Source organism: Streptomyces cadmiisoli, from assembly GCF_003261055.1.
Lineage (GTDB): Bacteria > Actinomycetota > Actinomycetes > Streptomycetales > Streptomycetaceae > Streptomyces > Streptomyces cadmiisoli.
The window spans coordinates 8,928,325-8,953,298 of record NZ_CP030073.1 but is presented as its reverse complement, the minus strand read 5'-3'; the positions used below and the strand labels follow the sequence as shown (position 1 = coordinate 8,953,298).

Here is a 24,974-nt window from a genome sequence, read left to right as displayed (position 1 = left end):
CCGCCGCGGACCGAGTGCGCCCAGGCGCACAGCGACGACAACGGAAGCACGCGTCCGCGAAGGCCGGGCGTCCTGGGATGAGACAGGCAGAAGTCACTTCCCGTCTCACCTATCACCCCATCTGACCAGCAAGAATCAACCCACATCTCCAGCAGCACGAGCACCACAACCCGGCGGTTTGAAAACCCCTGGAAACACGGGCAATTCAGGTGAAAACGACCTCTAAGGCGCCCGGCCGGCCAGATTCTGGTCAGACGGCTTCGTCCACACGAGGCTGCTGCCATGTGTGACACCGAGGATGAGGACGAGCGGGTCAAGTTGATCCGCCGGTACGTCGCACCCGACCGGCGGTACCTCAAGGTCGGCGGCGCTCTTCTCGGTGCCAGTGGGCGCGACCGTGCCCAGTTCATGCGGAAGCTGGGCACGGTGGCGTTCGCAGCGCTGCCTCGTCCTCGCCCTGTCAGGTCTCGAGCCGTCGCTCGGTGCGCTCAAGCCACTTTCGGTACCAGTGCGCGAAGTCATGCCCGGTCGGCTCGATTCCTCGGTCCATCGGTCGCAGATCCTCCCAGATGGCACCTCGGTGCGGTCCTGTCACCACCATCAGCGATGCGTAGCCGCATCCCTGCTCGCTGAGGAATACCGCCCCCGCCTCCTGTGCGCCGTACAGTTCCTCGCAGCGCGCATCCCAGGCCACGTACGCCTGACTCAACTCCTCGTCAGTCGCGAAAGCCTCCGGCGTGGGCTCCTGTGCCTCGATCGCAGTGAGCTCGCTTCGCAGCGCCTCGGCCACGAAGGGGCGTCCGGCGAACTCAGCGGTGGTCGGCTGTGCGGGGAAGGCAAGTCCGATGCCAAGCCACCGCCAACTACCGTTACATAGGGTCGGTGTCATCAGGCCGTAGTCGGGGCCGGCTCCCCCTCTTCCGACGCGGAGAAGGAAACTCCGATACTGCGCTGGCAAACTGACGCCCAGGTCCGCTTCGAGCTCTCGGATCTGTTCTTCGCTCATGACTGGACCAAGGCGAAAGCCATGCCCCTGTGCCCCAAAAATCGTGTCTGCTCCGGGGTGTTCGGCAAGCCGAAGCACCCGCTCCCGCACTCCCGCCCACGTGTCTTCGCTCACGGGCTCAGGCTAGTGATTGGTGCACCGCATCGGCACGGGAATTTCAATGGAGGAACGACGAAGCGCCCGGCCGCTAACCGAGAGCTTAGGCGGGCAACTTGGTGTGGCTCTCCATCACCGGTCGCTCGATAGCGATCTTGATGAGAACAGCCAGAGTGGGGCTCGAGAGGGTACTCACGACAAGACATCTTCGGTGACCGACCGTCGCAGCGTTTTGTGGTTTCCGAGATCGGCGCTCTGGCTCGTCAGCATGGTGAAGCTGCAGCCTCAATTGCGTCCGCCGTCGCAGCCAACCATGCCTGCTCGCTGCCAGAGTGGAACGTCATCTCCAACCGGGGCAGGGACCTGGCATCGTACGGGCTTCGGCCCCCTCGATTGGACGCGGCAGCAGCATCTCCGGACTGCAGCCGTCTTCTCCGACAAGCATTCTGGCCGTCGAATCCGCGACTCTAGGCCCAGGCCGTCATCAGCGTGGGAGGCTGCGATCCGTTGTGTACGGTTCAGGCGCAGACAGGCGCGACCGAGCGGATCTTGGCCTGGCCACGTCAGACTGGATTGCCTTCAACGTGATTCCCCGTTGTTTCCCGCTAGATCTGGCGCGGTTGTTGTGCGCGCTCTGGGCCGCCGGTAACCTGTCCGCGCTCGTTCACCGGTGTCCGTCGGCGTTGTCACCCGGTTGGACACTCAGTCGGCGCGGCTCTACCTACCTCGTATCTCCGAAGCGGACAGCAAAGCGTCCAAAGCCGCTCGGGCCTCGGCGATGCGGTGGCGCCACTCTTCGCCCTGCAGGACCGCAGTGTCCCACTCGATGACTGGTTCGGCGCCGGTCCTGCAGTACCCGTAGACCTGGTGGGCCACCTGGCCGGTGAGGAGTTCATCGTAGTGGAACGTCCCCTCGAAAGCTGTCCAGGCCACTGCCCGCGTGTCGGCGCAGACACGCCGAAGTACTACTCGCGTGTACTCACGCAGATCGAGCGAGACGTCATCGAAGTCGATGTCGTATGACACCAGCCCGAGCCGTTCGATGACTTCGGGTTGCCCCAGAAGAGGGAACGACAGGAAGGCGTCAGGGACCATCCCTGCAAGGTGAAAAGCCTCCTGCGGCAATGGGGTGTTGCCAGAGCCTATGACGAACACGTTCACCGAGGCCGGACCTCGCCAGCACAGCAAGTCACGTATCGCACCCGGCACCTTCCTGCCCCTCCTCTCTGACTGCTTCCGAGATGTGCACAGTCGTCGCACCACGCCAGTCCCCAACAATGGTGCCCGGCCTCGACGCCATCATGACCAGCGTGATCACTGCCCACCACCGCTTTTGGAGAGAGGCTGGGGCATCGGGTCAGTGACCTGGGCTTCGATGACCGGAGAGATGTAGCAACTCGAACGCCAGACAACCTCTTGACCGCTTGTGGCCCGATGGCACTGGGAAGGTGACGGGCTACTTCGTGTCCTGTGCCACTCTGGCGCCAGCGAGGACGCGGGTGTTGCGGCCTCGCTGCCCATGCGGTCCAGGTCGCTCCAGTACCAGCCGCGGCGACCACCGACCGCACCAGGTCGACGTCGAGGGCGAGCGCGGCTGCGGTTGAGTACATCGGCCACCCCTTGTAGGTGCCGACGGCCGCCAGGTGCTCCCGGTCGACCAGGTCATCAACGTCGGCCAGGTCGCCACCGAGTACCTGCCGGCGTCGCCGACGTGGCGCAAATGACCCTCGGCCAGCAGGGTTGTGCACCCTCATCGACGACCGACTGAGGTCACTCGAACGAATGACAGGCCGTTCCAGTGCAACCAAGACGGCCCTTCGCTAGTCCTTCACATGCAACATCATTCGTTCACCTGTGGGAGCAACCTCTTGCGTACGCGTTCCATCCTGGCCGCAGCCGTCACCGCCGGCACCCTGGCCGCCATCGTTCCCGCCGCATCGGCGCACGCCGCCGAGTACAACTCGGCCCTCAAGGTCCGCGGCATCCAGTACGACGCGCCCGGCCGGGACTCCAACAGCTGTTCCTCGGGCAACACCGACGAGGAATACCTGACGGTCAAGAACTACTCGTCTTCCGCGACCGTCAACCTCAAGGGCTACGTCGTCAAGGACGCCGCCGGCAACCGCTTCGCATTCACGGCCAACCACTACCTGCAGCCCGGCGACTACATCAAACTGCGCGGCGGCCACGGCACCGACTCCGACGCCAAGAACGTGGTCTACCGCGACAACTGCAACTTCCTGTGGAACAACGACAAGGACACTATCTACCTGTACAAGCCCTCCGGCAGCCGCGCGGACGTGCACTCGTACACCAAGCGAGACCACGACCGGGACGGCAACGGCTACATCGGCTACCACGGCTGATATCCACGACCAGCACCCCGCCTGCCCGGGACCATCCCTCACCGAGACGGTCCTGGGCAACCGACCGGACAGGGTACTCAGCCGCATGACGCCGGGCCCGATCGCCGGAGGCGTGCACGCCTCGCTCGCCGGCGAAGCGGTGCGCGCCACCTTGACCACCTGGTCGCCGGCCACCTCCTCCGCACTCTTTGCCTGCGGTGTTCAGGAGGACCTGTCAGCGGTCGAGGCCGAGGCTCGGCTGTGCGGCGATCGAAGCGGTTCCTGAAACGTCAGTAGGCACAGCGTGGGCGGCACCCCGACCGGGGTGCCGCCCACATCCGTTCTCAAAGTGCGCCAGCCAGTCTCACACCGCTGTGGGCGCCTCCGAACAGACCGCACTTTTCACCTCGTTCGGGTCGAGGACGCAAGTGCGGTCACCCGGCACCGCCACCTGGATCCAGACAGTGGACGCGCCAAGAATCAGGTGTCCGGAAGAAGGCCCCGCAGTCTTGCAAACCCTCGCCCCTTCACCGCTTCGCCCGCCCTGCCCCAGGCTGATGGGGCACCGCTCTCCCCCGGCTCGAGGTCCCGTCGCCCAATTGTGCCAATCGGTTGACACAAGTGTCCCTGGACTGCATCTTGTACTGGCTACTTGATACAAGCGGTGGAGTCACTGGGGAATTGCCCATGAACGGAGTCGACACGGTGCCTACTGCGTCACCGGCCGTCCGCTACAGCCGCTGGGCCGGGCTACTCATCGGCGCCGTCGCCACTCGGATCGTGGGGCAGGCATGGGACGCCCAAGCGGACATCGGCGTCCTGTACGCCATCGTCGCTTTCGGTCTGTGCGCGATCATCGGGGTCCTAGCGGGAGACGCGCTGACGGCTCGCCCTCGCGGCCCGGTCCGCACGGCAGGTTTGGCCCCGCGCCAGGTTCGCGACTATGTCCCGCCGCGGATGACCCCGTTCCTCATCGCCCAGGCCGGCGTAGTTGTCGTCCTCGTCGTCGCGGCAGCCATCCTGGCCCGGTCCGACGAGGCGAGTCGTGCGGGTCATCCTCTGGCCTTCGCCTGCCAGGACGGAAGCGTCATTGGCATCAGATCGTGGCCCGGCGTCCACAACGGCCTGCCCATCCTCACATGCCTCGCCGTCTCCACAGCCGCCTGCCTGTGGTCGCTGACCTGGATCGCCCGCCGCCCCGGCGACGACCAGACCCGCCACGACAGCGCACTGACTGTCGTTGCCGCGTGGGGCCTGCTGGTTTCCGCACTTCTGCTCGGCATCGCCTCCACCGTCTCCGGCGACCTGATGAGCACGACCTGCGACGGAACCCTCGTCCGCATCGGAGCAGCGCTGCTGTGGCCCACGGCCCTGGTCGCCCTCGTCACGGTGTCGTGGTGCCTGTTCACGGTGATCTCGCCCAAGGCTCGGGTGCGCCGGTGACCAGTCCCGTCATTCGAGTCGACACCGCCAGCCACGTCCCGCCGTACGAACAGATCCGCGCGCAGCTGACCGCGCTCATCGCTACCGGCCGTCTCCCGGAGGGCGAACGCCTGCCGACCGTACGGCAGCTGGCAGCCGACCTCGGCCTCGCCGCTGGAACCGTGGCAAGGGCCTACCGCGAGCTGGAGTCGGCCTCCTTGATCCGAACACGCCGAGGGGCAGGAACACGCGTGGCCCCGCTTCCAAGTCCCGCCACCGTTCCGGATCCGACGCAGCTGACGGAACTGGCCCGGCTGTTCGTCACGCAGGCGCGAGGGCTTGGCGCGGACGGGCCCGCAGTGATCAGCGCGGTGCAGCAAGCGCTGGACGAGACAGCCTGAGGTGCTCGGGCTTCTTCGCCCCCTGCAGGGCAAGCCGTTCTCCGGTTCCCTCGTCGATGGCCGGACGTTCCTCCGCATGCGGCAGGCAGTTACCGGTGATTCGGCCAACGTGCAGCCCAGACCATGACCTGCAACGCTTCGACCACGGCAGGTCAAAACGTTTCGCGGCCCACCCGAAGTTCCACTGCGGCGCCCGGGACATCTCACAGGTCAGCAGGTGGCCGCAGCATACGCGGTCCCGACGAGAGTGAGGCTTCTGCCAGCTGGGCTGTCCTCCAGGCCTACGTGGAAATCCCTGCCGGTCACATTTTCTGTCGGTGAAGTTCAACGCGTTCAGCAGAAGGCTCGCTGGCGAGAAGAGTGTCAATGGCACGAGGGCATGAAGCACCAGCGCGCCCCATTCTCCCTTCGTGAAGGTCGAGGGCGCCGCATGCGTTTGCAGGTCAGCGCAGCGGTAGATCGGCCAGCATCACGGTGTACAGCGGGGAGTCCGCAAACGGTTGCCGCTCTCCGACCTTGCGCAAACCCCAGGACTCGTACAGCTCCTGCACCTTGGGGTGCTCAGTGTCGACCAGGAGAACCACCAGGTCCTCACCCCGTGCGTCCAGGAGCGCCCGGCTGATCAGCTCCGCGGTTCCCGTCTTCCGGTACTTGGTCCGGACAGCCAGCTCCGAGTACGCAAAGGTACGGTGCTTCTCGGGCGCTGGGGTCACGTGTTCACGCCACCACTCGCGCTGCGGAGTCGCCGGGGCCCCGTACGCGAACGCCACCGCCATATCACCGTCCCAGGCGATCACGCAGTCGAAGTCCGGATTGCCGCCCCAGTTCTCGACGAACCACGGGAAGCGCTGGTTGAACTCGTCGTCCATAGCGTCCGCGTAGGCATCGGCGTGGACGTCGATCAGCGTCTGGCGGATCTTCGGCAGGTCCTCGTGGCAGTAGCGGCGGACGACCAGATCAGGGGCGCTCAAGTTCGGCTCCATTCGGATCGGAAGCGGTCTCCCCACTCTTGTGCGACCCTGGCGTCCGGCGCAAGGGTGATCAGATCTCGGTGGAAGTCGCCGAGGAGAGTGCGCATCCGGCCGGGCAACGGATAGCCCTTCATCAGATCGAAGACCGTGGACGCGGTGGCGCACGCCTGATCGGTATCTCGCTGGTGAAGCTGGGCGAGAGCGAGCCGTGTGGTGGCCAGCGCCCGGTTCCTGCGGAACTGCTTGGGGATGCTGCTCAAGGCCCTGTGAGAGGCTGCCTCGGCCCGCGACGGGTCCCCGATCCGGTCCTGAACGATCGCGGTCATGGCGGTCAGTTCGGCACCTCCGTAGAAGGCGATCCAGCTCGGCCGGGGCTCGTCGGACGACGTCTTCCCCAGTGCCTCCTGTGCGTACCCCAGGGAGCGCAAGGCAGCCGTACGGTCGCCGAGGTTCGAGTGGCCGATGGCCGTCCTGGCGTGCGCGAGGGAGGCGAACAGCGGGTCCCGCCGAGTGATGGCCGTAGCCTGGGCCGCACACCCTGCGTCCACGGCCTGTGTGTGCAGTCCTCGTTGGTGGGCGAGCATGGCGTAGGAGTTCCACACCCTCAGCTCGACAACAGGATCCTTGGCCATCCCCGCGAGGTACAGCGCACGGTCGAGGTGCCGCTGAGTCCGTTCGAGCTGACGGGCGTCCAGAGCGCTCCACGCCGCCGTCGCGGTGTAGTCGGCGGCCACGGAGAAGAGCCTCTGGCGGATACGCTGGAAGGACGCCTGCTGGACTTTGTCGAGGGCGTCATCAGCTCCGGAAAGCGCTGACCGCTCCAGGCCCTCGTGGCCGCCCCTTTTGTCATCCAGGGCCATGAGGGCATCGAGGCCGGAGCGGAGCCGGATTACGTCGGACGTGCCGACTCGGGAGGGCCGGGAGTCCTGGGCGGGTGCCACGACGGCAACGGCGGTGGCGGTGAGGAAGTTCCTGCGCCTCACGGGTGGCTCCAGTTCGATGGTGGGAAGTATTGCCGCTGGTGGTCTGAAGCCCAGCTCTTCTGCCGTGCATCCGAATACTGCCTCTAACCTGCGCGTTTCATCTGGGGTTGCGTCCGGATCATGATCGGAAAAGCGAAAGTGCCTTCTGAGCTGCAACGATGAGGCTTGTCTAGGGTCTCGATCGTTCCAGCGGGAAGGCACTTTCTGCGTGCACACTACCCGGTCACGCCCCAAGCTCGTCGTCAGCGCCGACGGGCACGGGGTGGTCAGCCATGCCGGCTCGCGTCTACTCGCGGATCTGGCCGACGCCACCGCACTGACCAGCGCTTTCTCCGACGCTCTGTGCCGACTGCGGCCTCGTGGCACCGGGCACGACCCCGGCCGCGTCGCGGTGGACCTCGCGGTGATGCTCGCCGACGGCGGCGAGGCGATCGCCGACCTGGCCGTGCTGCGCGACCAGCGCGACGTGTTCGGCCCCGTCGCCTCCACTCCGACCGCCTGGCGGGTACTGGCAGGCATCGACACCGCGACTCTGAACGCCCTGCGGGCAGCTCGGGCCAGGGCCCGCGAGGTCGCCTGGCTGCAAGCAGACGAGACTGGACACGCCATACCCGCCTCGCAGGCCGGAGGCCGTGAACTGCCCGGCCTGGTCCTGGACATCGACGCCACCCTGGTCACCTGCCACTCCGAGAAGGAACAGGCCGCCGCCACCTACAAACGCGGCTTCGGCTACCACCCACTGCTCTGCTTCCTGGACAACACCGGCGAGGCCCTGGCAGGTCTCCTGCGACCGGGCAACGCCGGAGCGAACACCGCAGCCGACCACGTCGCCCTCCTCGACCAGGCCCTCGCACAGATCCCCGACGCTCACCGCCACGGCACCCCAGTCCTCATCCGCGCCGACAGCGCGGGCAGCGCCAAAGCCTTCCTCGCTCACATCCGGGCCCTGCGGGAACGCGGGATCCACACCTTCTTCTCCGTCGGGTATCCCGTCACCGAGCCAGTCCGTCGCGCGATCCGGGCCCTGCCCGAGCACGTCTGGCACCCCGCGCTGGAACAAGACGGTGCCTTGCGCGCCAGTGCCGAGGTCGCCGAGCTGACCGGCCTGGTCGACCTCACCGGATACCCGGACGGCACCCGCATCATCGTCCGCCGCGAGCGTCCCCACCCCGGCGCCCAGCTGTCCCTCTTCGACCAGGACGAAGGCATGCGCCACCAGGTCTTCCTCACCGACTCGCCCGTCGCAGGCAGCGGCTCGATCCAGCACCTGGAGGTCCGCCACCGTGCCCACGCCCGGGTCGAGGACCACATCCGCTGCGGCAAGACCACCGGCTTCGGTCGCTTCCCCTCCCGCCACTTCGCGATCAACCAGGTCTGGCTGGAGCTGTCCCTGACCGCGGTCGACCTGCTGGCCTGGACGCGAACCCTGCTACTGGACGGCGAGTTGGCCACCGCCGAGCCCAAGAAGCTCCGCTACCGGCTCCTGCACGCCGCAGCCCGGATCACGCGCGGAGCCCGTCGCCTACGGCTACGGATCACCACTACCTGGCCCTGGCGCCACGAGCTGACCGCCGCGTTCAGCCGCCTCGTCGCACTGCCCCGACCGGCCACGTGACAGACAAGACCGCCACTGACCACCCACGACCCGAGGACCCAGGAGCACCCGGCCATCGCGCCGGGCCTGCGGCATGCCCACCATCCAACAGCAGCCCCACGACCTCCGGCACGGGCGTTCACCCAGCTCAGCCGACCCGAACCGAAACACGGAGGCTAACGCCTCCCGCTGACGCTGGTGAGGCCAACGGGATTTCGCGGTGAGCCAGTTGCGGACCGTCCGGTCGCTCACCGTCCCCTCGGAGCCGTGCAGGCGCAGGTGCGCGTTGACGGCCTCGGCCAACTCGGCCTGCTTGAATCCCGCTTCCCGCATCGCGCTGATGAGGCTCGTGTTCCCCTCCACATACCCACGGTAGCCACTGATGCCCCATCTGTGATGGCGAGAACCGAGGAATTTCCGGTTGTCCCCGATGCGCACCCGAGCGATTTTTCCTCCCTGTCCTGGGCGGGCAGTCGTTGACTGGACCGAGGCCGTCGTACACCGACAATTCTGAGGTCTGGATGATCGTGTCAGCGAAGCCGCACACCACGGGGTGCCCTGGATACTCCGAGACCTTGCCTGGTCGGGAGGAGAGCGCCGAAGCCGCCCGTAATCTCGTCCGGACGGCTCTGTCCGCCTGGCACCTGGAGGACCTCACGTACACCGCGCTACTGCTCACGTCGGAGCTGGTGGCCAACGCGGTCAAGCACACCAACAGCCGCGTGATCCGGGTCGTGATCTGCCAGCCGAGCGAGCGGTGCGTCCGCATCGGCGTGGTCGACAAGACCCGCGTGCTACCCGATTTCACCAAGCCCGGTGACGATCTCAGCACCAGCGGTCGGGGTCTCCTGCTGGTCGATGCCCTCGCCGAACGCTGGGGGACCGACCTGTACCGCTGGGGCAAGCAGGTGTGGGCCGAGTTGTTCTGTGAGCCGGCCCGGTGACCGAGGAGTACGAGGAGGCGTACAAGGTCCTCTACGACCACGTACTGACGTGCCCTGACTGCCCGGATTTCTGCCTCGAAGGGTCCGTCCTGCGCCGAGCCGTACGGGAGGCACGATGACGCGTTGCATCAGCGGCGATCAAAACTTCCCGACGGAGGACGAGACCGGGGCGCACTGCGACGAGCACGGCGTGCCCCTGTTGTGGCACGCTCCAGACTTCGTATGGGACGACCTGCTCCCGCAGCATGGTTGCCTGGACAGCACCGCGTTCCTGTGGCTGAGCGCCCTTACGGACAAGCAGGCCTGCGGATCCCTGGACCAGGAGATCCAGGCCGCCCACGACGCCGGGATGCACACCGCGTTCCTCCTCGCGCTCGACGTCCTCATGGCTCGCACGCGCCATCCCCCGCACTCGCTCACAGGGTCATGCCGTAGACGCTCCCCCTGTCAGGCGAGAGAATCCCCAGTAGTTGCGTGCCGTGCGAGTGTTCGGTACGCCGCGGCGTCGGGGGCCACCCAGACAGACCAGCTCCACCGAGGTCGGCGTCGCCGTAAGGGTGCTCACCACGATCCGGGCGGCCTCGCCGACAGAGAGACAGCATCCCAGCAGCGGGAAAGCCACCACGCTGTACACCCCGATCCGGTCCGCCGCCGCCAGGGCCTCGCGGTGACGTGACACCAGGCCCCGCAGCCCGTGGTCTGCCCCGGCCATCGCGGTCGGAACGCCGATCACGTGCAGGATCCCATCCGGCAGTGGCTCCGCTGCGGTCACCATGGCCTCGGTGTTCTGCGCCGTTTGCTCCCGAGCACCGCCCGCAATTCACGGATCGCGGCCGCGGTAAAAGGCCTGCATCGCCTCCGAAGGCTCAACCGGGCACCGCAGACGGGGCGTTCGGCCCAGACTCCCCCCGGTCAACGCCTCCGCCTTCCCAACCGGCACGCCCCTGGAGCGACAGTCCCCACCGATGTTGACCGTGCTCACCCCTGCATCTACTGTGCGCGGTGCGGCGGGCACCCAATCTTGCCGGTCGAATGGTTGTCAGGTGGGTGTCATGCGGCTGTCACTCTGCACTTCCCTCCACGCCACCCTTGCCTTTGGAGACGAAGCCGCGCATGGACACTCCCCTCGCTACCGTTTTCCTTCCCCTTGCACTCGCCGTCATCATGTTCGGGTTGGGCCTGTCTCTCACCGTCGACGACTTCCGCCGTGTTCGACGGCATCCCCGGGCTGTCGTCGTGGCCATGTTCTGCCAGCTCCTGCTCCTGCCCGCCCTGTGTCTGGCTCTGGTCGTCGCCTTCGGCCTTTCCCCGGTGCTCGCCGCCGGCATGATGCTGCTGGCGGCGTCACCCGGCGGGACGACGGCGAACCTCTTCAGCCATCTCTTCGGCGGCGACGTGGCCCTGAACGTCACGCTCACCGCGGTGAACGCGGTGCTGGCCATCGTGACGCTGCCGATCATCACCAACCTCGCCCTTCAGTACTTCGAGCCGGACATCGGTCAGGACGGAATGGGGCTGCAGTTCGGCAAAGTGCTGCAAGTCTTCGCCCTGGTGCTCGCACCAGTGGCGATCGGCATGGTGGTGCGCCGTCGTTCGGAGGCGTTCGCGCAGCGCATGGACCGTCCGGTGAGACTGCTGTCGGTCATCGTCCTTGTCGCCGTGATCATCGGCGCGCTCGTGGCCGAGCGGAACAACGTCGTCGACTACCTCTTGGACGTGGGTCCAGCGGCACTGGTCTTCTGCATATCGAGCCTCACGATCGGGTACTTTGCGCCGCGTCTGATCAGGATCGACAAGCGGCAGGCGATCGCCTGCTCGATGGAGATCGGCGTGCACAACAGCGCTGTCGCCATGACTCTGGCGATCAGCGTGCTCGGCAGTGTCAGCCTGGCAGTGCCGAGCGCCGTCTATGGGGTGCTCATGTATCCCGTCGCAGCGCTCGCCGGGATCCTGATGACCCGGGGATCCCGAACCATCGAGGAACCCACGCCGGTGAACTGATCGGGCTGACGCACGGATGGAGCACCGCCGACGCACCCGCGGCTACGCAACCCTGCCCGCCCGTTCGGAAACCATGATCTGCATTGCCCGGACCGACCTCATCACATGCCCTCACCGGCGAAAACACCGTCTCCTGGCGCGACGACCCGGCACCACGGACGATACGGAGGACTCACGGATAAAGCAGTGGGAGGGAACGACTCTGAGGCTACGGCCGGGTTGTGGTTGCGGCCTGGCCTACGCGGGCCTCGAAGCACTCCTGTTCAGCGTCGGCCGCGGCAGGCCGAAAGCAGGTCCGGACGGTGCTGCCGGGGCGGGCTTCGGCCATCTCGGTGTAGGCATAGGTCTCCGTGTCGTCCGTGTCCCTGATGTGCACGTCGTGGGTCGGGCCACCCGCGGTGACCTCCACCCGGTCGCCGATCCGGGTCCCCCAGGCCCGGGCCCAGCTTGCGCCGCACTTCTCGCTGTAACGCAGCTCCACATGGGCGCCGGTGGCAGTGCGGTACGTGGTGAGTGTCTCGGGGCCGATGCCGCACATCAAGCGCATCGGGTCTCGGCCCTCGCATGCGGCTCCGTTGCACTGGGGAGCGAGAGAGTACGGAACGGAGGCCGACTGCGGTTCGTCCTCCGCCGTGTCCCGAGCCAGCAGAAGGAAAAGCACCAGTGCCACGCCCCCGACAAGCAGGATGTACACCGACGCCAGCACGACCATGAGCCCGCGCCTGCGACCGCGTGGCCCCCTGGCCTCCGGTGGCTGCGGCGCTTCCTGCAACTGTTGCCGCGGCACCTCGGCGGCAGGGGCGACGACCGCCGCGCGCCCGCTCGCATCCGACTCCGCGATCTCCCACAGGGCCAGCAGCCGCCCGTCCGGTTCGTTCGCGACCCGGCACAGGTCCTGTACGGCCTGACGAGGGGGCAGGCTCTTGCCGTTGAGATAGCGCTCCCACGAGGACTTGCTGTACGTCGTTCGCTCCGCCAGCGCCGCCAGGCTCAGCCCCGTACGGGCCCTCAACTCCCGCAACATCGCAACCAGCCGGGCATGTTCCGAGGTCACTTGGGTGCCGCCTCCCGTAGGGACTTCCAGGTATGCGGTCCAATGACACCGTCGACGACCAACCCGTCCCGTTTCTGGATGCGCTCAACCGCGCGCTGCGTCTTCGGGCCGAAAATGCCGTCGATATCACCTGGCGGAATGCCCGTCCGGCGTAGCAGGCACTGCGCCTCGGCCACCTCGGGCCCCACGTAGGTGTACGCCAGGATGGCGTCCGTCGTGCGGCTCAAGCCCGCGTACCAGCGGCCGTCACGCTGCTCCAGCCGGCAGGTGTAGGCGACCGGCACCAGTGACCCCGACACGGTGGCCGGGTCCCCCGCGCTCCGAGCAGCGCGGGCGTCCGCGAGCTCGGCGCGGGCGTCGGCGAGCCGCACGGCCAGCAGGAGCGCCGCGGAAACGGACAGCACCAGGGCCACCGCACCCGCCATGATCACGGCGCGCAGGTAACGCCCGTACGGCTGCGCACCCGTCGACGTGTGTGCACGCATCGCCGGGGCGCCCTCCGGAGTTTCGGTGGAAACCACGCGTCCCTGCGCCCAGCGTTCGGCGGCGATCTCATGCAGCACCAGCAGCCGGGTCGGATCGTCACCGCCGACGCGGGCCGTCGCCTCGACGGCCTCCCGAGGCGGCAGCGATCGGCCATTCAGATACCGCTGCCATGACCTCGCGCTGTACCCGGTCTTCGTGGCCAGTTGACGCGTGCTCAGTTCACTGCGGTCCTTCAGCCTGCGCAGACGCACGATCAACTGATGAACTTCTGTCGGCAGTTCAGCAGGCAACTCTTTCCAACGCGACATGTCACCCCCAATCGCGTTCGGGACCGTTGGTCCGGCCCCCCGTGTCCCGGCCTCATTCTGCATCAGCAGTCCCGGCGTTCACGGAACGGGGTCCCGCCCTCCTACAGAATCAGCCAGCACCCGCTCGTCGTCGTCCCGCACTACCGACTCGGCGGGCAACGTCCCAGCAGGTCAGCGGGTTGGACGTCCCGGGACGACGCCACCTCTGCGTCAACCGTGGCCGAACATCGCGCCGACCCCTCATTCTCGTTGCGGGGCCGGCCGATGGGGGCGGTTCCGTTCATCGCACGTCAACGGACGGGAACGGCACGCATGCGAGCTCTCACGAAGGCCTTCGTCAGTGTCACCGCCGCGGTCGGGATCACCGCCGGTGCTCTGGCCACCGCTGGCACGGCCATGGCGGCTCCCGCGCCGGCCCAGCAGCAAGTGATCAGTGCCGAGGCCGTCGCACCGCTCGCGGTGGTCAACCTGGGTCTGAGCACCACCCGGGCGCAGCGCTGGCAGTGCTTGCTGGAGGAAATCGGGTACGACCCCGGCACGATCGACGGGCGGCTGGGCACCAAGAGCTGGAAGGCGGCGCAGGAATGGTTCAACGACCTGGGCCTCGGCGCCGGTACAGAGGACGGAGTCGTCGGACCCAAGACGATCACTGCGTTGCAGAAGTTCCTGAACCGGTACGCCAATGCCGGCCTTGAGGTCGACGGGATCGCCGGACCCAGGACCCAGGACGCATTCTGGGACTTCAACGGTGTCAACTTCTGCGCCTGAGTGACCGTCGCGGCCCCCGGTCCTCCCCGGTCGGCCGAGCGGTACCGACCCCGCCAACCGCGTCCGGCAGCACCCTCCAAGGAACGTCATTCACACCGCTCCATGAGGTCCGGCTCCCGACATACACTCACGACCGCACCGTCCAGCGATGGCGAATCCGAGGAGAAGACACCGCCCGTGCATGACTACGACGACCCGGCTTGGGGGCCGCTCCCTGTGCGCCCGGCCGTACTGCGCTGGCTGCTGCTTCTCCCCCTGACATTGATCTTTCTGCCGCTGTGGTGGGTGGTGTGGGTCTTCTTCGCCGTCTGTCTCTACGGCGTGGCGTCGGTGGCACAGCTGATCGTCTACATCGTGCCTGGTGCCGAGAACGGCGCGGTACGGGTGCTGGACGCCACTCTCAGCCGGATGCCATTCGTCCCGCTCTGGTGCGTGACTCCGGTGGCACTGATACGCGAGGGCGACACGGCGTACTACCAGGCGCGCGTTGACCGGCGCGTCGAGAAGCAGACCCGCCGGGTTGAGACATCACAGCCCGGTCACGAGCACCACCGGGACCTGGACCTCGGAGCACACTTCTTCCGGGGCTCTGGTGCCGGCTACGTCCTGCGCGTCGCCTCGGAGCACGGATGGAACCTCCATCCGCTGCTGCGCTCGCATCCACGTCGTCGGCTCCGCCTGCGCCACAACGGTCGGCCACGGCCGAACTTCGGGAATTGACGGCCCAGGACTGTGCTGATCACGATGGCCCTCAGGACCCGTCAACCACCGGTGAACCAGTCGGCCCTCTCCGTCCGGAGCGGGTGCCGTCTGCCGCGCCAATGGATGCGGTCACCTGACCGCCGATGTCCCGAACCGACGAGGCGGCAGAACGCATGCCTGGGGAACCCGACGATCTGCAGATGCAGTTCGCCTCCACCAAAGAGGCAGAACCGCTCGCCGTCGACGACAGGACCCATGTGCTGGAGCTGGTCGTAACCCCCGCAGTCCGAGTCTGGGACCGCCCGGCCCTGGCAGGCTCACCCGCTTTCAAGGAGACGGCCCTGAGAAGAAGCGCCCTGAGGTCGCCGATGCCCATCACCGTGCTTGTGTTGGGTCTGACCTTGTTGACCGGCTGCGCCATCGACAAGGGCACAGCACTCGCCGAGGATTTCGAAAGAGACTGGACCGGTACGCCGGACGTGGCAAACATCGGCACCACAAAGAACAACACGCTGCCCTTCCGGGGAACTTCCACCGGCACACTGACCCTCAAGGACGGCACCTCAACCGACCGAGTGACCCAGCTGGCGGGCGAAATGAGGGACTACGTCGCCCGTCACAACAAAATCACCGGTCGAATCACGGCGGACGGCGTCACCTTCACCGTTGTCGCGGATGAGGAGCGCACCGGCGAGGTCCTGGCACTGTGGCGGTCGATGACGGCCGACAGCCAGGTGACGGCGGCCGACATCCATGACGCGCCCTGGAAAGAAGCAACCGACCGCTGGCGGATCGAGGTCTCCGCCGTAGATGCCACCAGCGCATTGACGGTGTTCAAGGACATGCTCGCCGAGGGAGACCGGTACCGGCCGCTCGCCGGCGTGATGGTCCTGAAGATCAAAAGCCCAGGACTCCGGATCGAGACCGACTTCCACGATTCCTATCCCACCGAGGCAATCGACGCGTACGAGGCGGTGCTCGCCCGGTACGCGGTCGTCCGCGCGACTGTGCGACGCGATCCGGTATCCGGATCGGCGGCAACCATCGTCGTGGCGGACAGTGAGGACCGAGACCATGCCGGCGAACTCGCCAGAGGGGCGGCACCGAACCTCGGTTCCGCCATCACGGTCACCAGCGACAACAGCGACTGATCTCTGGCCTGAACCAACCAGCGCGACCGAACCGGCGTGGTCTTGACGAGCGGACGGCAGGCCGCCCAACAGCTGCGGCTCATCGACAGTTGGATCGCCGCTGAGGAGCGACGCGAGACGGTGCGGCGCCATGACGAGAAGGGCCGCCCGAACCCGCTGAACTCGCTGATGCCGTACGACCTCATGTTGCCCCTGTCCGTCTCCGGCATGCCCGGACACGAATTCCCCGCCACCCGGCGGGGCACTCTCATGCGCCGAGCAACCGCCCAGCGCCGTCGCGTGTCTCACACGGACGCACCCGTACCCACCATGGGGGACCACACCTTGAAACGCACCATCACCGTCGCCGTCCTGCTCGCCGCCCTGGCCACGCTCACCGCGTGCACCAGCAGCGACGACAGCAGTGACAGCCGGACCAACACCCGGCCGCCCGCCAGCAGCACCCCGACGAAGGAGGCCACCGAGGAGGCCGCCCCGTCCGTCGGGCTCCCCCCTGAACCGACCGGGAAGGTACGCGACGGCCTGCTTGCCGCGCTCTTCGACATCAACCCCGCACTCATCACCGACGAGGACGGCGCCGTCGACAACGCCCGCAACCAGTGCATGGCCATCAACGGCGGAGCACAGGAACTCGACCGGACCGCGCAACAGCGATTCAGCAGCGGCGAGCACGCGGTGACCGCGGCCGAAGCCAAGCAGATCAACATCGCGCTCTCGGACTTCTGCAAGACCGCCTAGCACGCTCCACCGACAACGCCCTGCCGGCACCCTGAGGTTCTCGTGGTCGTGGCAACACCCCAGTTCAAGGGTGCGATGGACTTCTAGATCCTTCTAGATCCTTCTAGATCCTTCTAGATCCGGAAGGTCCACAGGCCTCAGGACTCGTAGTGGCTGACGCGTGAGCGGGAGGCACACTTCCTGCTCACGCGTCAGGGCGTGAGGAACAGCGGGGCATGCCGGATCCTCGGCATCGGCCGTCGAACCGGGAAGCACTGGCGCCACGGCACGGCCTTGGAGCGCTCGTCGGTCTCCGCCGCCGTGCTGCTTCCCCGGGTCCGTTGCCTGATGAGCCATCGCGCGCAGAGCGCGGTCAACGGGCGAAGCGCCGTCCGCTTCCGCCGTAAGCCTGATGGCGAGCGTGGAATAGCGCCGTCATGTGAAGGTGGTCCACCGAGGCGCGGTTCGGGCCCAATCCGTGTCCCAGTCGGCGAGGTTGCGCCGCTCCAGCCTACGGCCGGCGTAGCCGTAAGCGGCGGCGCCGATGAGTGGGACCGTCATGGCGGCAAGGAGTGCGTAGCCCATGGCGCGGCTGCGGACCTGTTCCGGGGTGAGGGGCGGCTCGGTGAGGTGTCCCTCGTCGGTGACCCATACGTGGACGGTGGCGTCGGCGGGCAGGCCGGGTTCGACGTCGGTGTCCGCAGTTCGGGTGTGCCCGCGGGGGTCGGTGTAGCGGACGGGGGCCGGGTACAGGGTCTTCTTCGCCTCGTCCGATCCCGGTTCGGGGTGACGGGGGGCGTCGTGGACGAGGACGGCGCTGGTGTAGTGCCGCGTGTGCGCCTCGTGCCGAGCGGTCTGCTTCAGATCGCGGAAGGCGACATCGCCGACCAGGAACGTCACGGCGGGCGTGATCACCAGGACGGCCAGGAACAGGCACAGCGCGATCCACGCCTGCGCGAGGTCGGAGCGGCGGCGCAGTGGGTTGCGGCGCCATCGCCACAGCAGAACGCGAGGGAGTTCTTCGGGGGGTGGCTGTGCCGGGGGAATCGCGCGGGCCACGGCGTCTCTCCTTCCGCATAGGGGGTGGGCGTATGCCGGCCGAGGGCCGGCGACGCGGGCGGCATGTCATTGAGGGTGTGCCGCCGGTTCTGGGGTTCCGAGGGCTGAGGGGTGGGTGCTTGCGGATTCCAGGAGTTTCGCGGCGCCGCGGATCGCCGCGGTGTGGGGAGCGGGCACGGGCCTGATGGGGGCGTGCAGCTGGTCCGCGAGGCGGTAGGTCATGTCGGGGCGCAGGGCGCCCCCGCCGGCCAGGAGAGTGCCTGCCCGCAGGGCGTCGAATGTCTCTGTAGTGGGGTCCTCTTCGAGCATCGCGGCCACCATCGCCACGACGACGTCGGTGATCCGCGTGGACGGGGTGAGACTGTCCAGGTCGCTGGTGCCCAGCACGGCCTGGCGGGCGTCGGTCACCGCTCCGTCGACGAGGAGGGTGACCTCCGTGAGATGGGCGCCCAGGTCGACGACGAGCAAGGGCCGGGTCAGGTCGGCATCGGCGGCCACGGCCACCGCTCGCGGGGTGGGGACGGTCAGCACGGTGTGTGGCCTGAGGACCTCGACCGCGGTGCGGGCCTCGGTCCGAAACGCGCTTCCTCCGAGCGCGGGGGCGGTCAGGACGATCACGCGGCTGCCGAAGCGGGGCAGGCGGTGGCCGAGCAGGCGGCCGATCATCCGGGCGGTTCCGGGGGTGTCGACGATCGCGCCGCGCTGGATGGGGTGGATGTCGCCGTCACCGGCGAAGGTCACCGTGGGCATGTCGAGGACGCCTCGCCTGCCGGCTATCCAGGCCCGGGTGCGGGAGCTGCCGAGGTCGAGGGCGATGCCGGAGCACTTGCGGTACAGGGGCCAGGGCCGGTGCTGTGGATTCGTGCTCGGGGACCGGGGTGTCTTGGTCACCGGCCGGCCTCCCTCACCTGCTGGCAGCGGGCGCAGTAGCGGGCTTGTGGCACGATCATCAACCGTGCCCGGGCGATGGGCCCGCGGCACAGCTGGCAGGGGCCGTACCGGCCCTGGTCCATGCGCGTGAGGGCTGCCTCGACGTCGGCGAGAACCATGCGGGCGGACGCGGCGAGCTTGACGTGGACCTCGAACTGGGACGCGGCCTGTCGGTCGAGCAGCGCCTGGGTGCGATTCGTTGCGGCGCCTGCGATCTGCTGCAGTTGCTCCTGTCGGAACAGGCGCTGCTCGTGCAGGTTTTCGCGGAGTGCGGCGAGGTCTTCGAGCGACAAGGTCGTGTCGCGGTCGGCGGTGATCTGGTGGTTCATCACTTCACCCCTTGGGCAGGGCCGGAGACTTGGGATGGGCCGTCGGCGGTCAGGGTTCGGTTCGCCGGCAGGGGACGCAGAACCGGGTGTAGGGCAGGATCTCCAGGCGCTCGACCGGGATGGTCTTGGAGCAGCCCGGGCAGGTTCCGTAGCTGCCGTCGTCGACGCGGGTGAACGCGGCCTCGATCTCCTTGAGGACACGCTCGATGGTGTCCTTCTGCGCCGACATCATGTGCTGGTCGGCGCTCTGTCCGGCCTCTGCGAGGGCCCGCAGTTGCGTCAGCCGGGTGTTGCGTTCGTGTTCGAGGCGCTGGCGGGCCTCGTGCGCCGTCAGGCGCTCGGAACGAGCTTCGGTCCGGGGCGTATCGAGCGACATGGTGCGTCCTTCTCTCAAAAGGGGTGACGTACGGCCTGTGAGCAGCGGTGACGTACGGCGAGGGTGTGACACGGCAGAGTCCCGGCCATGGCCTTCGGCGTGTCTGCCGGGGTTCACGGTCGGTGTGTCAGGCCCCACCGTGGCCGATGCGCCGCGCGAATCCCATCGGGCGCGATACCCATCTGTGGGGCATCCCTCAGCCCAACGGGTCGTGGGCAGGACGGAGTCCCGGAAATGGGGTCTGGGACCCATCGACAGCTCAGCCGCGGGTGGGCAGCCTGGATGGCAGTCCGGTCAAGACCAGTGGCCACAGCTCATGCTCGGGGTGCGCGGCGACCGACAGACACAGCCGTGCAATTTCAAGGAAGGCGTCATCCCGGTGTCCCTGTTCTGGCGGATCTTCGCTCTCAACGCGGTGGTGCTCAGTACCGCCACCGCGCTGCTGCTGTGGGCCCCGGTGACCGTCTCCGTGCCGGTCGTGCTGACCGAGGCGGTCATCCTCGTGGCCGGCCTGGTGGTCATGCTGGTCGCCAACGCGGCCCTGCTGCGCATCGGGCTGGCTCCACTGGACCGGCTCACGACGCTGATGACCACCGTCGACCTGCTGCGCCCCGGGCAGCGGCTCCCGGAACACGGCCGCGGTGAGATCGCCGAGCTGATCCGCACCTTCAACGCCATGCTGGAAAGGCTGGAGCACGAACGGGCCACCAGCAGCGCGCGCGTCCTGCTCGCGCAGGAAGGTGAACGCCGCCGAATCGCCCAGGAACTCCACGACGAGGTCGGCCAGAGCATGACCGCGATCCTGCTCGGCCTGGAGCGAGCGGCCGACGAGGCGCACGAACCCCTGCGCGGCGAACTGCGCCAAGCCCAGGAGATCACCCGGGAGAGCCTGGACGAGGTACGCCGCCTGGTGCGTCGGATCCGTCCGGGCGTACTGGACGACCTCGGTCTGATCAGCGCCCTGACGTCACTGACCACCGAGTTCGCCACCCACGCCGGACTGCGTGTGCTGCGCCGCTTCGAACCCGACCTGCCCTCACTGGACGAGCAGACGGAGCTGGTGCTGTACCGCGTCGCCCAGGAGGCCCTGACCAACGCGGCCCGGCACGCCGAGGCGGACCGGGTCGAGGTGAGCCTGATCCACACCGACAGCACGATGGTGCTGGCCGTCGTCGACGACGGCCGCGGAACCGGCGTCCTGCGCGAAGGCGCGGGGATCCGCGGGATGCGCGAGCGCGCCCTGCTCATCGGGGCCTCGCTCGACATCACCTCCCGACCGAAGACCGGTACTCAGGTCCGGCTGATCGTGCCCGTCCCCAGAAAGCCCTCACCATGACCCAGACTCCGACAGTTCGCATCCTCCTCGCCGACGACCACGCATTGGTACGTCGCGGTGTGCGGCTCATCGTCGACCGCGAACCGGACCTCGAGGTCGTCGCCGAGGCCGGTGACGGCGCGGAGGCCATCGACCTGGCCCGCGCCAACGACGTCGACCTGGCCGTGCTGGACATCGCCATGCCCCGTATGACCGGTCTGCAGGCCGCACGGGAACTCGCCGTGCTCAAGCCGGGACTGCGTGTGCTGATGCTGACGATGCACGACAACGAGCAGTACTTCTTCCAGGCTCTCAAAGCCGGCGCCGGCGGATACGTCCTGAAGTCCGTGGCCGACCGCGACCTGGTCGCCGCCTGCCGGGCGGCCATGCGCGACGAGCCCTTCCTCTACCCGGGCGCGGTCACCGCCCTGATCCGCAACTACCTCGACCGCGTCCGTCACGGCGAGGAACCCCCCGACCGCATGCTGACCGCCCGCGAGGAGGAGGTCCTCAAACTCGTGGCCGAAGGCCATTCCTCCAAGGAGATCGCCGAGATGCTCTTCATCAGCATCAAGACCGTCCACCGGCACCGGGCGAATCTCCTGCACAAACTCGGCCTGCGGGACCGGCTGGAGCTCACCCGGTACGCCATCCGGGCCGGCCTGATCGAACCCTGACGGTTCCTGACCGCCTCAAGGCTCCGGCCGCCCACTCCCCGGCCGGGACCTTGAGGCCCCACAGCCGGCCACCCACCGCACGCCAGACGGCACCGACACACACCGACACAGACCGCAGAGGGGGAGGCATGGCTCGCTCCACGCACACCGTCGCGCGTACCGGTCACCTCGGCCCAGCGGTGATCGCTGCCCTGTTCGCCGTCCTCATCGCCCTGCTCAGCCCACCGGCGTACGGCAGCACACACCCTCACGTGCCGGACGGGGCAATGCTCACGTCGGCCTCGGCGACTCAGCACCACGGCGGACCTCACGCGGACGACGAGCACCGCGCCGTCCTGCACAGCGCCACCACCCGCAGCCCCGGCGACACCGGCGAACGTCCTTCACCACCTGCCCTCGCCGCCCTCGCCCCCTCCCCCACGGCCGACGGCCCGCCGCAGCCCACCTCCACACCGCTTCCGGCACTCCCCGCGCCCGGCCCCGCGCAGGCGGCAGACCGACACCCCATGCGGGCACCCCCTTCATCCCCAGGCACCTGAAACACCCCCAGCCCCTTTTCCCTTGACCGCTGCCATCCTCGTGGCGCGGTGTGCCTGTCGGAGCCCCCAGTGAAACGATCCCTGCCCATCCGAGGGCTGATCGCCCTCGCCACCGTCGCCCTGTCCTTGTACGTCGCGCTCACCGTGCCCGTCCATCTCGGACTCGATCTGCGCGGCGGCACACAGATCGTGCTCGAAGCCCGACCCGCCGACACCACTGTCACCGACCGCGAGGTGACCGACCGCGAGGCCACGGACCGCACCGTGCAAGTGCTGCGGGGCCGCATCGACGCACTCGGCGTCACCGAACCCACCATCGCCCGCTCCGGAGACAACCGGATCGTTATCGAACTCCCCGGCGTCCAGGACCCGAGCGACGCCGCCGACATCCTCGGCCGCACCGCTCAGCTCTCCTTCCACCAGGTGCTCGGCGCATCCGACAGCACCGACGACACTCCCCCGCCCCCGCTCGAACGGCCCGGCCGGCACGTCCTGGCAGACGAGTCCGGCCAGTTCCTCCGCCTCCAGACAGCCTCACTGACCGGCAACAACGTCAAGAAGGCCACCGCACAGTTCGACGCGCACAACGGTTCCGGATGGCACGTCACCATCGACTTCAAAGGTCCCGACCGCAACGGGTGGGCACACCTGACCGGCCAGGCCGCCTGTCACCCGACAGGAGACCCGGCCCGCCGGATCGCCATCGCCCTCGACGACAAGATCATCTCCTCGCCGCAGGTCGACCCGTCGGTCCCCTGCGGCTCCGGAATCAAGGGCGGCTCCACGCAGATCACCGGGTCCTTCAGCGCCGACGAGGCACGGGAACTGGCCCTGCTCATCAACGGCGGAGCCCTGCCCGTGCCGGTCGAGACCGTAGAACAGCGCACTGTCGGCGCCACCCTCGGCGCGCAAGCCATCTCCGCCAGCGCCTGGGCCGCCGTCATCGGCACCTCGCTGACGGCCCTGTTCATCATCGTCGTCTACAGGCTGATGGGCGCGCTGGCCACCGTGGCCCTGGCCTGCTACGGCCTCATCTCCTACGCCGCCCTTGCCGCCCTGGGAGCCACCCTCACCCTGCCCGGACTCGCCGGATTCGTCCTGGCCATCGGCATGGCGGTGGATGCCAACGTACTCGTCTTCGAACGCGCCCGCGAAGAGTACGCCGCGCGCAACCGCCCCACCCCACGCTCGTCCCTGGCCGCCGGATTCCGCGGCGCCTTCAGCGCGATCGCCGACTCCAACATCACCACCCTCATCGCCGCCGCCCTGCTGTTCTTCCTCGCCTCCGGCCCCGTCCGGGGCTTCGGAGTCACCCTGGGCATCGGTGTCCTCGCATCCATGTTCAGCGCCCTGGTCATCACCCGCGTCCTGGCCGACCACGCCGTCGCACGTCCCGGCATGCGCCGCCGCCCCCACCTCACGGGCATCGCTCACGCCGGCACCGTCCGCAACCGTCTGAGCCGCACGAACCCACGCCTGCTGCGTCAGCCCCGCCGGTGGCTCGCCGCCTCCACCGCCGCACTCGTCCTGGCCGCCTCCGGCATCGCGCTGCGCGGCCTCGACTTCGGCATCGAATTCACCGGCGGACGTCTCATCGAATACGCCACCGCCACCCCCGCAGACCCCGACCGGGCCCGAACCGCACTCGCCGACACCGGCTACCCCCACGCCATCGTCCACACGTCCGGAGACAACCGACTCACCGTACGGACCAGCCAGCTCACCAACGCTCAGACTGCCGAAATCACCGAAGCCATCCGAGATCTGACCGGGCACGCGGACAAGCTCCGCGACGAGGCCATCGGCCCGAGCCTCGGCGACGAGCTGCGCCGCGGAGCCCTCATCGCTCTCGCCACTGCCCTCGGAGCGCAACTGCTCTACCTCGCCGCGCGCTTCCGCTTGCTGTTCGGAACCGCAGCGGTCGCCGCTCTCGCCCATGACGTCGTGATCCTCATCGGCATCTTCGCCTGGCTCGGCAAGCCCATCGACGGCATCTTCCTCGCTGCCCTGCTGACAGTCGTCGGCTACTCCGTCAACGACTCCGTCGTCGTCTTCGACCGCATCAGAGAACTGAGCCGACGCAACCGCAAGGCACCCCTCTCACACATCAGCGACCAGGCGCTCCTGCAGACCCTGCCCCGCACCGTCAACACCGGCATCGGCGCGGCCTTCATCCTCACCGCCCTGGCCGTCCTCGGCGGCGACTCCCTCACCGACTTCGCCCTCGCGCTCCTCATCGGCCTCGCAGTCGGCACCTACTCCTCCATGTTCACCGCCACGCCCCTCGCCATCGCAATCCACAACCGCACGCACATGACTCATCCCGCAACCACCACGGGCGGCCCCCCATCCCGTCAGAGCCGGCGCAATGCTGTGACCTGATGTGGTCGGGGCATCGCACACCTGCTTCGGGGCAGCCCGGGTTCGGAGCAGCCACTCGGACGGCTGCTCCGAACCCGCGGGCCGTTCAGTTGACGGCCGGACACCGACTTCTCGAGCGCCGGCCCGCACGGAGTATCCCTGACGCGCCGCGGCCACTCCTTCTACCGTTACGCAGCAGAAGCCCTGGACCTATGGGCCAGTACCACGGCGCAGGCACATACTGATGCCTGAGGGTGCGTCAGCGCGATGACCGCTGGCTTGCCCAAACCGTGGCTCGCTGGGCGAGCGTCGAGCCCCGTGCCCCGGAATGACACAGAGTGGCCGCCCCGCACGGCGCGACGGCACGAAACGCACCCCGAGGGCGCACCCTCGACCGTCCGGGGGACGACGTCATACCAGAGGAGGACGCGCAGGCACC

The 24,974-nt window shown here is 68.0% G+C and carries 26 protein-coding genes; 16 read left to right on the top strand and 10 right to left on the bottom strand.

From position 1 onward, the window contains the following. Nucleotides 1-460: 460 nt before the first annotated feature. Nucleotides 461-1,120: an SMI1/KNR4 family protein gene (locus tag DN051_RS39245; RefSeq protein ID WP_162625099.1), complete on the bottom strand. Its 660-nt coding sequence runs from the start codon at nucleotides 1,118-1,120 to the stop codon at nucleotides 461-463. Between the two features lie 699 nt (nucleotides 1,121-1,819). Continuing rightward, nucleotides 1,820-2,263 (bottom strand): hypothetical protein, encoded by a 444-nt coding sequence (locus DN051_RS39240; RefSeq protein WP_162625098.1) that lies wholly within the window; start codon nucleotides 2,261-2,263, stop codon nucleotides 1,820-1,822. A gap of 707 nt (nucleotides 2,264-2,970) precedes the next feature. Here DN051_RS39240 and DN051_RS39235 point away from each other — a divergent pair. From DN051_RS39235 to DN051_RS39220, 4 genes are all read left to right on the top strand, one after another. Next, the gene (locus DN051_RS39235) at nucleotides 2,971-3,468 is read left to right on the top strand and encodes a lamin tail domain-containing protein (RefSeq protein WP_112441693.1); all 498 of its coding nucleotides are present in this window, start codon (nucleotides 2,971-2,973) and stop codon (nucleotides 3,466-3,468) included. A gap of 85 nt (nucleotides 3,469-3,553) precedes the next feature. Next, nucleotides 3,554-3,733 (top strand): hypothetical protein, encoded by a 180-nt coding sequence (locus tag DN051_RS39230; RefSeq protein WP_112441691.1) that lies wholly within the window; start codon nucleotides 3,554-3,556, stop codon nucleotides 3,731-3,733. A gap of 401 nt (nucleotides 3,734-4,134) precedes the next feature. Further along, nucleotides 4,135-4,890 carry a hypothetical protein gene (locus DN051_RS39225; RefSeq protein ID WP_112441689.1) on the top strand — a complete coding sequence of 252 codons (756 nt, stop codon included), beginning with the start codon at nucleotides 4,135-4,137 and terminating at the stop codon, nucleotides 4,888-4,890. Next, complete coding sequence (locus DN051_RS39220; protein ID WP_053762123.1) at nucleotides 4,887-5,270, top strand: GntR family transcriptional regulator; 384 nt, start codon at nucleotides 4,887-4,889, stop codon at nucleotides 5,268-5,270. The genes DN051_RS39225 and DN051_RS39220 overlap by 4 nt, the downstream gene beginning before the upstream one ends. A 443-nt stretch (nucleotides 5,271-5,713) precedes the next feature. Here DN051_RS39220 and DN051_RS39215 read toward each other — a convergent pair whose 3' ends face one another. Next, nucleotides 5,714-6,241: an N-acetyltransferase gene (locus DN051_RS39215; RefSeq protein WP_425471706.1), complete on the bottom strand. Its 528-nt coding sequence runs from the start codon at nucleotides 6,239-6,241 to the stop codon at nucleotides 5,714-5,716. Beyond that, complete coding sequence (locus tag DN051_RS39210; protein WP_484419805.1) at nucleotides 6,238-7,425, bottom strand: NsdA family TPR-like regulatory protein; 1,188 nt, start codon at nucleotides 7,423-7,425, stop codon at nucleotides 6,238-6,240. The genes DN051_RS39215 and DN051_RS39210 overlap by 4 nt, the downstream gene beginning before the upstream one ends. A gap of 7 nt (nucleotides 7,426-7,432) precedes the next feature. Here DN051_RS39210 and DN051_RS39205 point away from each other — a divergent pair, with 7 nt between their 5' ends. The 4 genes from DN051_RS39205 (at nucleotide 7,433) to DN051_RS39190 (ending at nucleotide 11,763) form a co-directional block, all read left to right on the top strand. Beyond that, nucleotides 7,433-8,839, top strand: coding sequence for an IS1380 family transposase (locus tag DN051_RS39205; protein WP_112441685.1), 1,407 nt, complete (start codon nucleotides 7,433-7,435; stop codon nucleotides 8,837-8,839). A gap of 554 nt (nucleotides 8,840-9,393) precedes the next feature. Then, nucleotides 9,394-9,762, top strand: a complete 369-nt coding sequence (locus tag DN051_RS39200) for an ATP-binding protein (RefSeq protein WP_342781512.1) — start codon at nucleotides 9,394-9,396, stop codon at nucleotides 9,760-9,762. Next, entirely contained in the window at nucleotides 9,759-9,881 is a 123-nt protein-coding gene (locus DN051_RS47370) for a hypothetical protein (protein ID WP_281289047.1), read from the top strand. Before DN051_RS39200 ends, DN051_RS47370 begins: the two co-directional genes overlap by 4 nt. A gap of 994 nt (nucleotides 9,882-10,875) precedes the next feature. Next, nucleotides 10,876-11,763 carry a bile acid:sodium symporter family protein gene (locus tag DN051_RS39190; RefSeq protein ID WP_053762119.1) on the top strand — a complete coding sequence of 296 codons (888 nt, stop codon included), beginning with the start codon at nucleotides 10,876-10,878 and terminating at the stop codon, nucleotides 11,761-11,763. Between the two features lie 208 nt (nucleotides 11,764-11,971). Here the strand turns inward: DN051_RS39190 and DN051_RS39185 are convergent, their stop codons facing one another. Both DN051_RS39185 and DN051_RS39180 read right to left on the bottom strand, forming a co-directional pair. Further along, on the bottom strand, nucleotides 11,972-12,817 hold the full coding sequence (locus DN051_RS39185) for a helix-turn-helix domain-containing protein (protein ID WP_112441679.1): 846 nt from the start codon (nucleotides 12,815-12,817) through the stop codon (nucleotides 11,972-11,974). After that, the gene (locus tag DN051_RS39180; RefSeq protein WP_112441677.1) at nucleotides 12,814-13,611 is read right to left on the bottom strand and encodes a peptidoglycan-binding protein; all 798 of its coding nucleotides are present in this window, start codon (nucleotides 13,609-13,611) and stop codon (nucleotides 12,814-12,816) included. Before DN051_RS39180 ends, DN051_RS39185 begins: the two co-directional genes overlap by 4 nt. Nucleotides 13,612-13,923: 312 nt before the next feature. Between DN051_RS39180 and DN051_RS39175 the strand changes: the two genes are divergently transcribed. The 4 genes from DN051_RS39175 to DN051_RS46840 all read left to right on the top strand — a co-directional run bounded on the left by DN051_RS39175 (nucleotide 13,924) and on the right by DN051_RS46840 (nucleotide 16,970). Next, entirely contained in the window at nucleotides 13,924-14,379 is a 456-nt protein-coding gene (locus DN051_RS39175; RefSeq protein ID WP_112441675.1) for a peptidoglycan-binding domain-containing protein, read from the top strand. Between the two features lie 177 nt (nucleotides 14,380-14,556). Continuing rightward, a complete protein-coding gene (locus DN051_RS39170; RefSeq protein ID WP_053762116.1) occupies nucleotides 14,557-15,099 on the top strand; it encodes a hypothetical protein in 543 nt (180 codons plus the stop codon). A 125-nt stretch (nucleotides 15,100-15,224) separates the two neighbouring features. After that, the gene (locus DN051_RS39165) at nucleotides 15,225-16,232 is read left to right on the top strand and encodes a hypothetical protein (RefSeq protein ID WP_112441673.1); all 1,008 of its coding nucleotides are present in this window, start codon (nucleotides 15,225-15,227) and stop codon (nucleotides 16,230-16,232) included. A 36-nt stretch (nucleotides 16,233-16,268) separates the two neighbouring features. Next, entirely contained in the window at nucleotides 16,269-16,970 is a 702-nt protein-coding gene (locus DN051_RS46840; protein WP_246040774.1) for a hypothetical protein, read from the top strand. A gap of 414 nt (nucleotides 16,971-17,384) precedes the next feature. Here the strand turns inward: DN051_RS46840 and DN051_RS39155 are convergent, their stop codons facing one another. From DN051_RS39155 to DN051_RS39140, 4 genes are all read right to left on the bottom strand, one after another. Next, nucleotides 17,385-18,008: an Rv1733c family protein gene (locus DN051_RS39155; RefSeq protein ID WP_112441671.1), complete on the bottom strand. Its 624-nt coding sequence runs from the start codon at nucleotides 18,006-18,008 to the stop codon at nucleotides 17,385-17,387. A 66-nt stretch (nucleotides 18,009-18,074) separates the two neighbouring features. After that, nucleotides 18,075-18,899 (bottom strand): acetate and sugar kinases/Hsc70/actin family protein, encoded by an 825-nt coding sequence (locus tag DN051_RS39150; protein ID WP_112441669.1) that lies wholly within the window; start codon nucleotides 18,897-18,899, stop codon nucleotides 18,075-18,077. Continuing rightward, on the bottom strand, nucleotides 18,896-19,267 hold the full coding sequence (locus DN051_RS39145; RefSeq protein WP_053762112.1) for a TraR/DksA family transcriptional regulator: 372 nt from the start codon (nucleotides 19,265-19,267) through the stop codon (nucleotides 18,896-18,898). The genes DN051_RS39150 and DN051_RS39145 overlap by 4 nt, the downstream gene beginning before the upstream one ends. 49 nt (nucleotides 19,268-19,316) lie before the next feature. Further along, nucleotides 19,317-19,643, bottom strand: coding sequence for a TraR/DksA family transcriptional regulator (locus DN051_RS39140; protein WP_112441667.1), 327 nt, complete (start codon nucleotides 19,641-19,643; stop codon nucleotides 19,317-19,319). Between the two features lie 379 nt (nucleotides 19,644-20,022). Here DN051_RS39140 and DN051_RS39135 point away from each other — a divergent pair, with 379 nt between their 5' ends. The 4 genes from DN051_RS39135 to secD all read left to right on the top strand — a co-directional run bounded on the left by DN051_RS39135 (nucleotide 20,023) and on the right by secD (nucleotide 24,556). Next, a complete protein-coding gene (locus DN051_RS39135; RefSeq protein ID WP_053762141.1) occupies nucleotides 20,023-20,979 on the top strand; it encodes a HAMP domain-containing sensor histidine kinase in 957 nt (318 codons plus the stop codon). Next, nucleotides 20,976-21,635 (top strand): response regulator, encoded by a 660-nt coding sequence (locus DN051_RS39130; RefSeq protein ID WP_053762110.1) that lies wholly within the window; start codon nucleotides 20,976-20,978, stop codon nucleotides 21,633-21,635. Before DN051_RS39135 ends, DN051_RS39130 begins: the two co-directional genes overlap by 4 nt. A 128-nt stretch (nucleotides 21,636-21,763) precedes the next feature. Continuing rightward, nucleotides 21,764-22,174 (top strand): hypothetical protein, encoded by a 411-nt coding sequence (locus DN051_RS45375; RefSeq protein WP_162625097.1) that lies wholly within the window; start codon nucleotides 21,764-21,766, stop codon nucleotides 22,172-22,174. Nucleotides 22,175-22,243: 69 nt separating this feature from the next. Beyond that, nucleotides 22,244-24,556, top strand: coding sequence for a protein translocase subunit SecD (secD, locus tag DN051_RS39125; RefSeq protein WP_112441665.1), 2,313 nt, complete (start codon nucleotides 22,244-22,246; stop codon nucleotides 24,554-24,556). The last annotated feature ends 418 nt before the right edge of the window (nucleotides 24,557-24,974 follow it).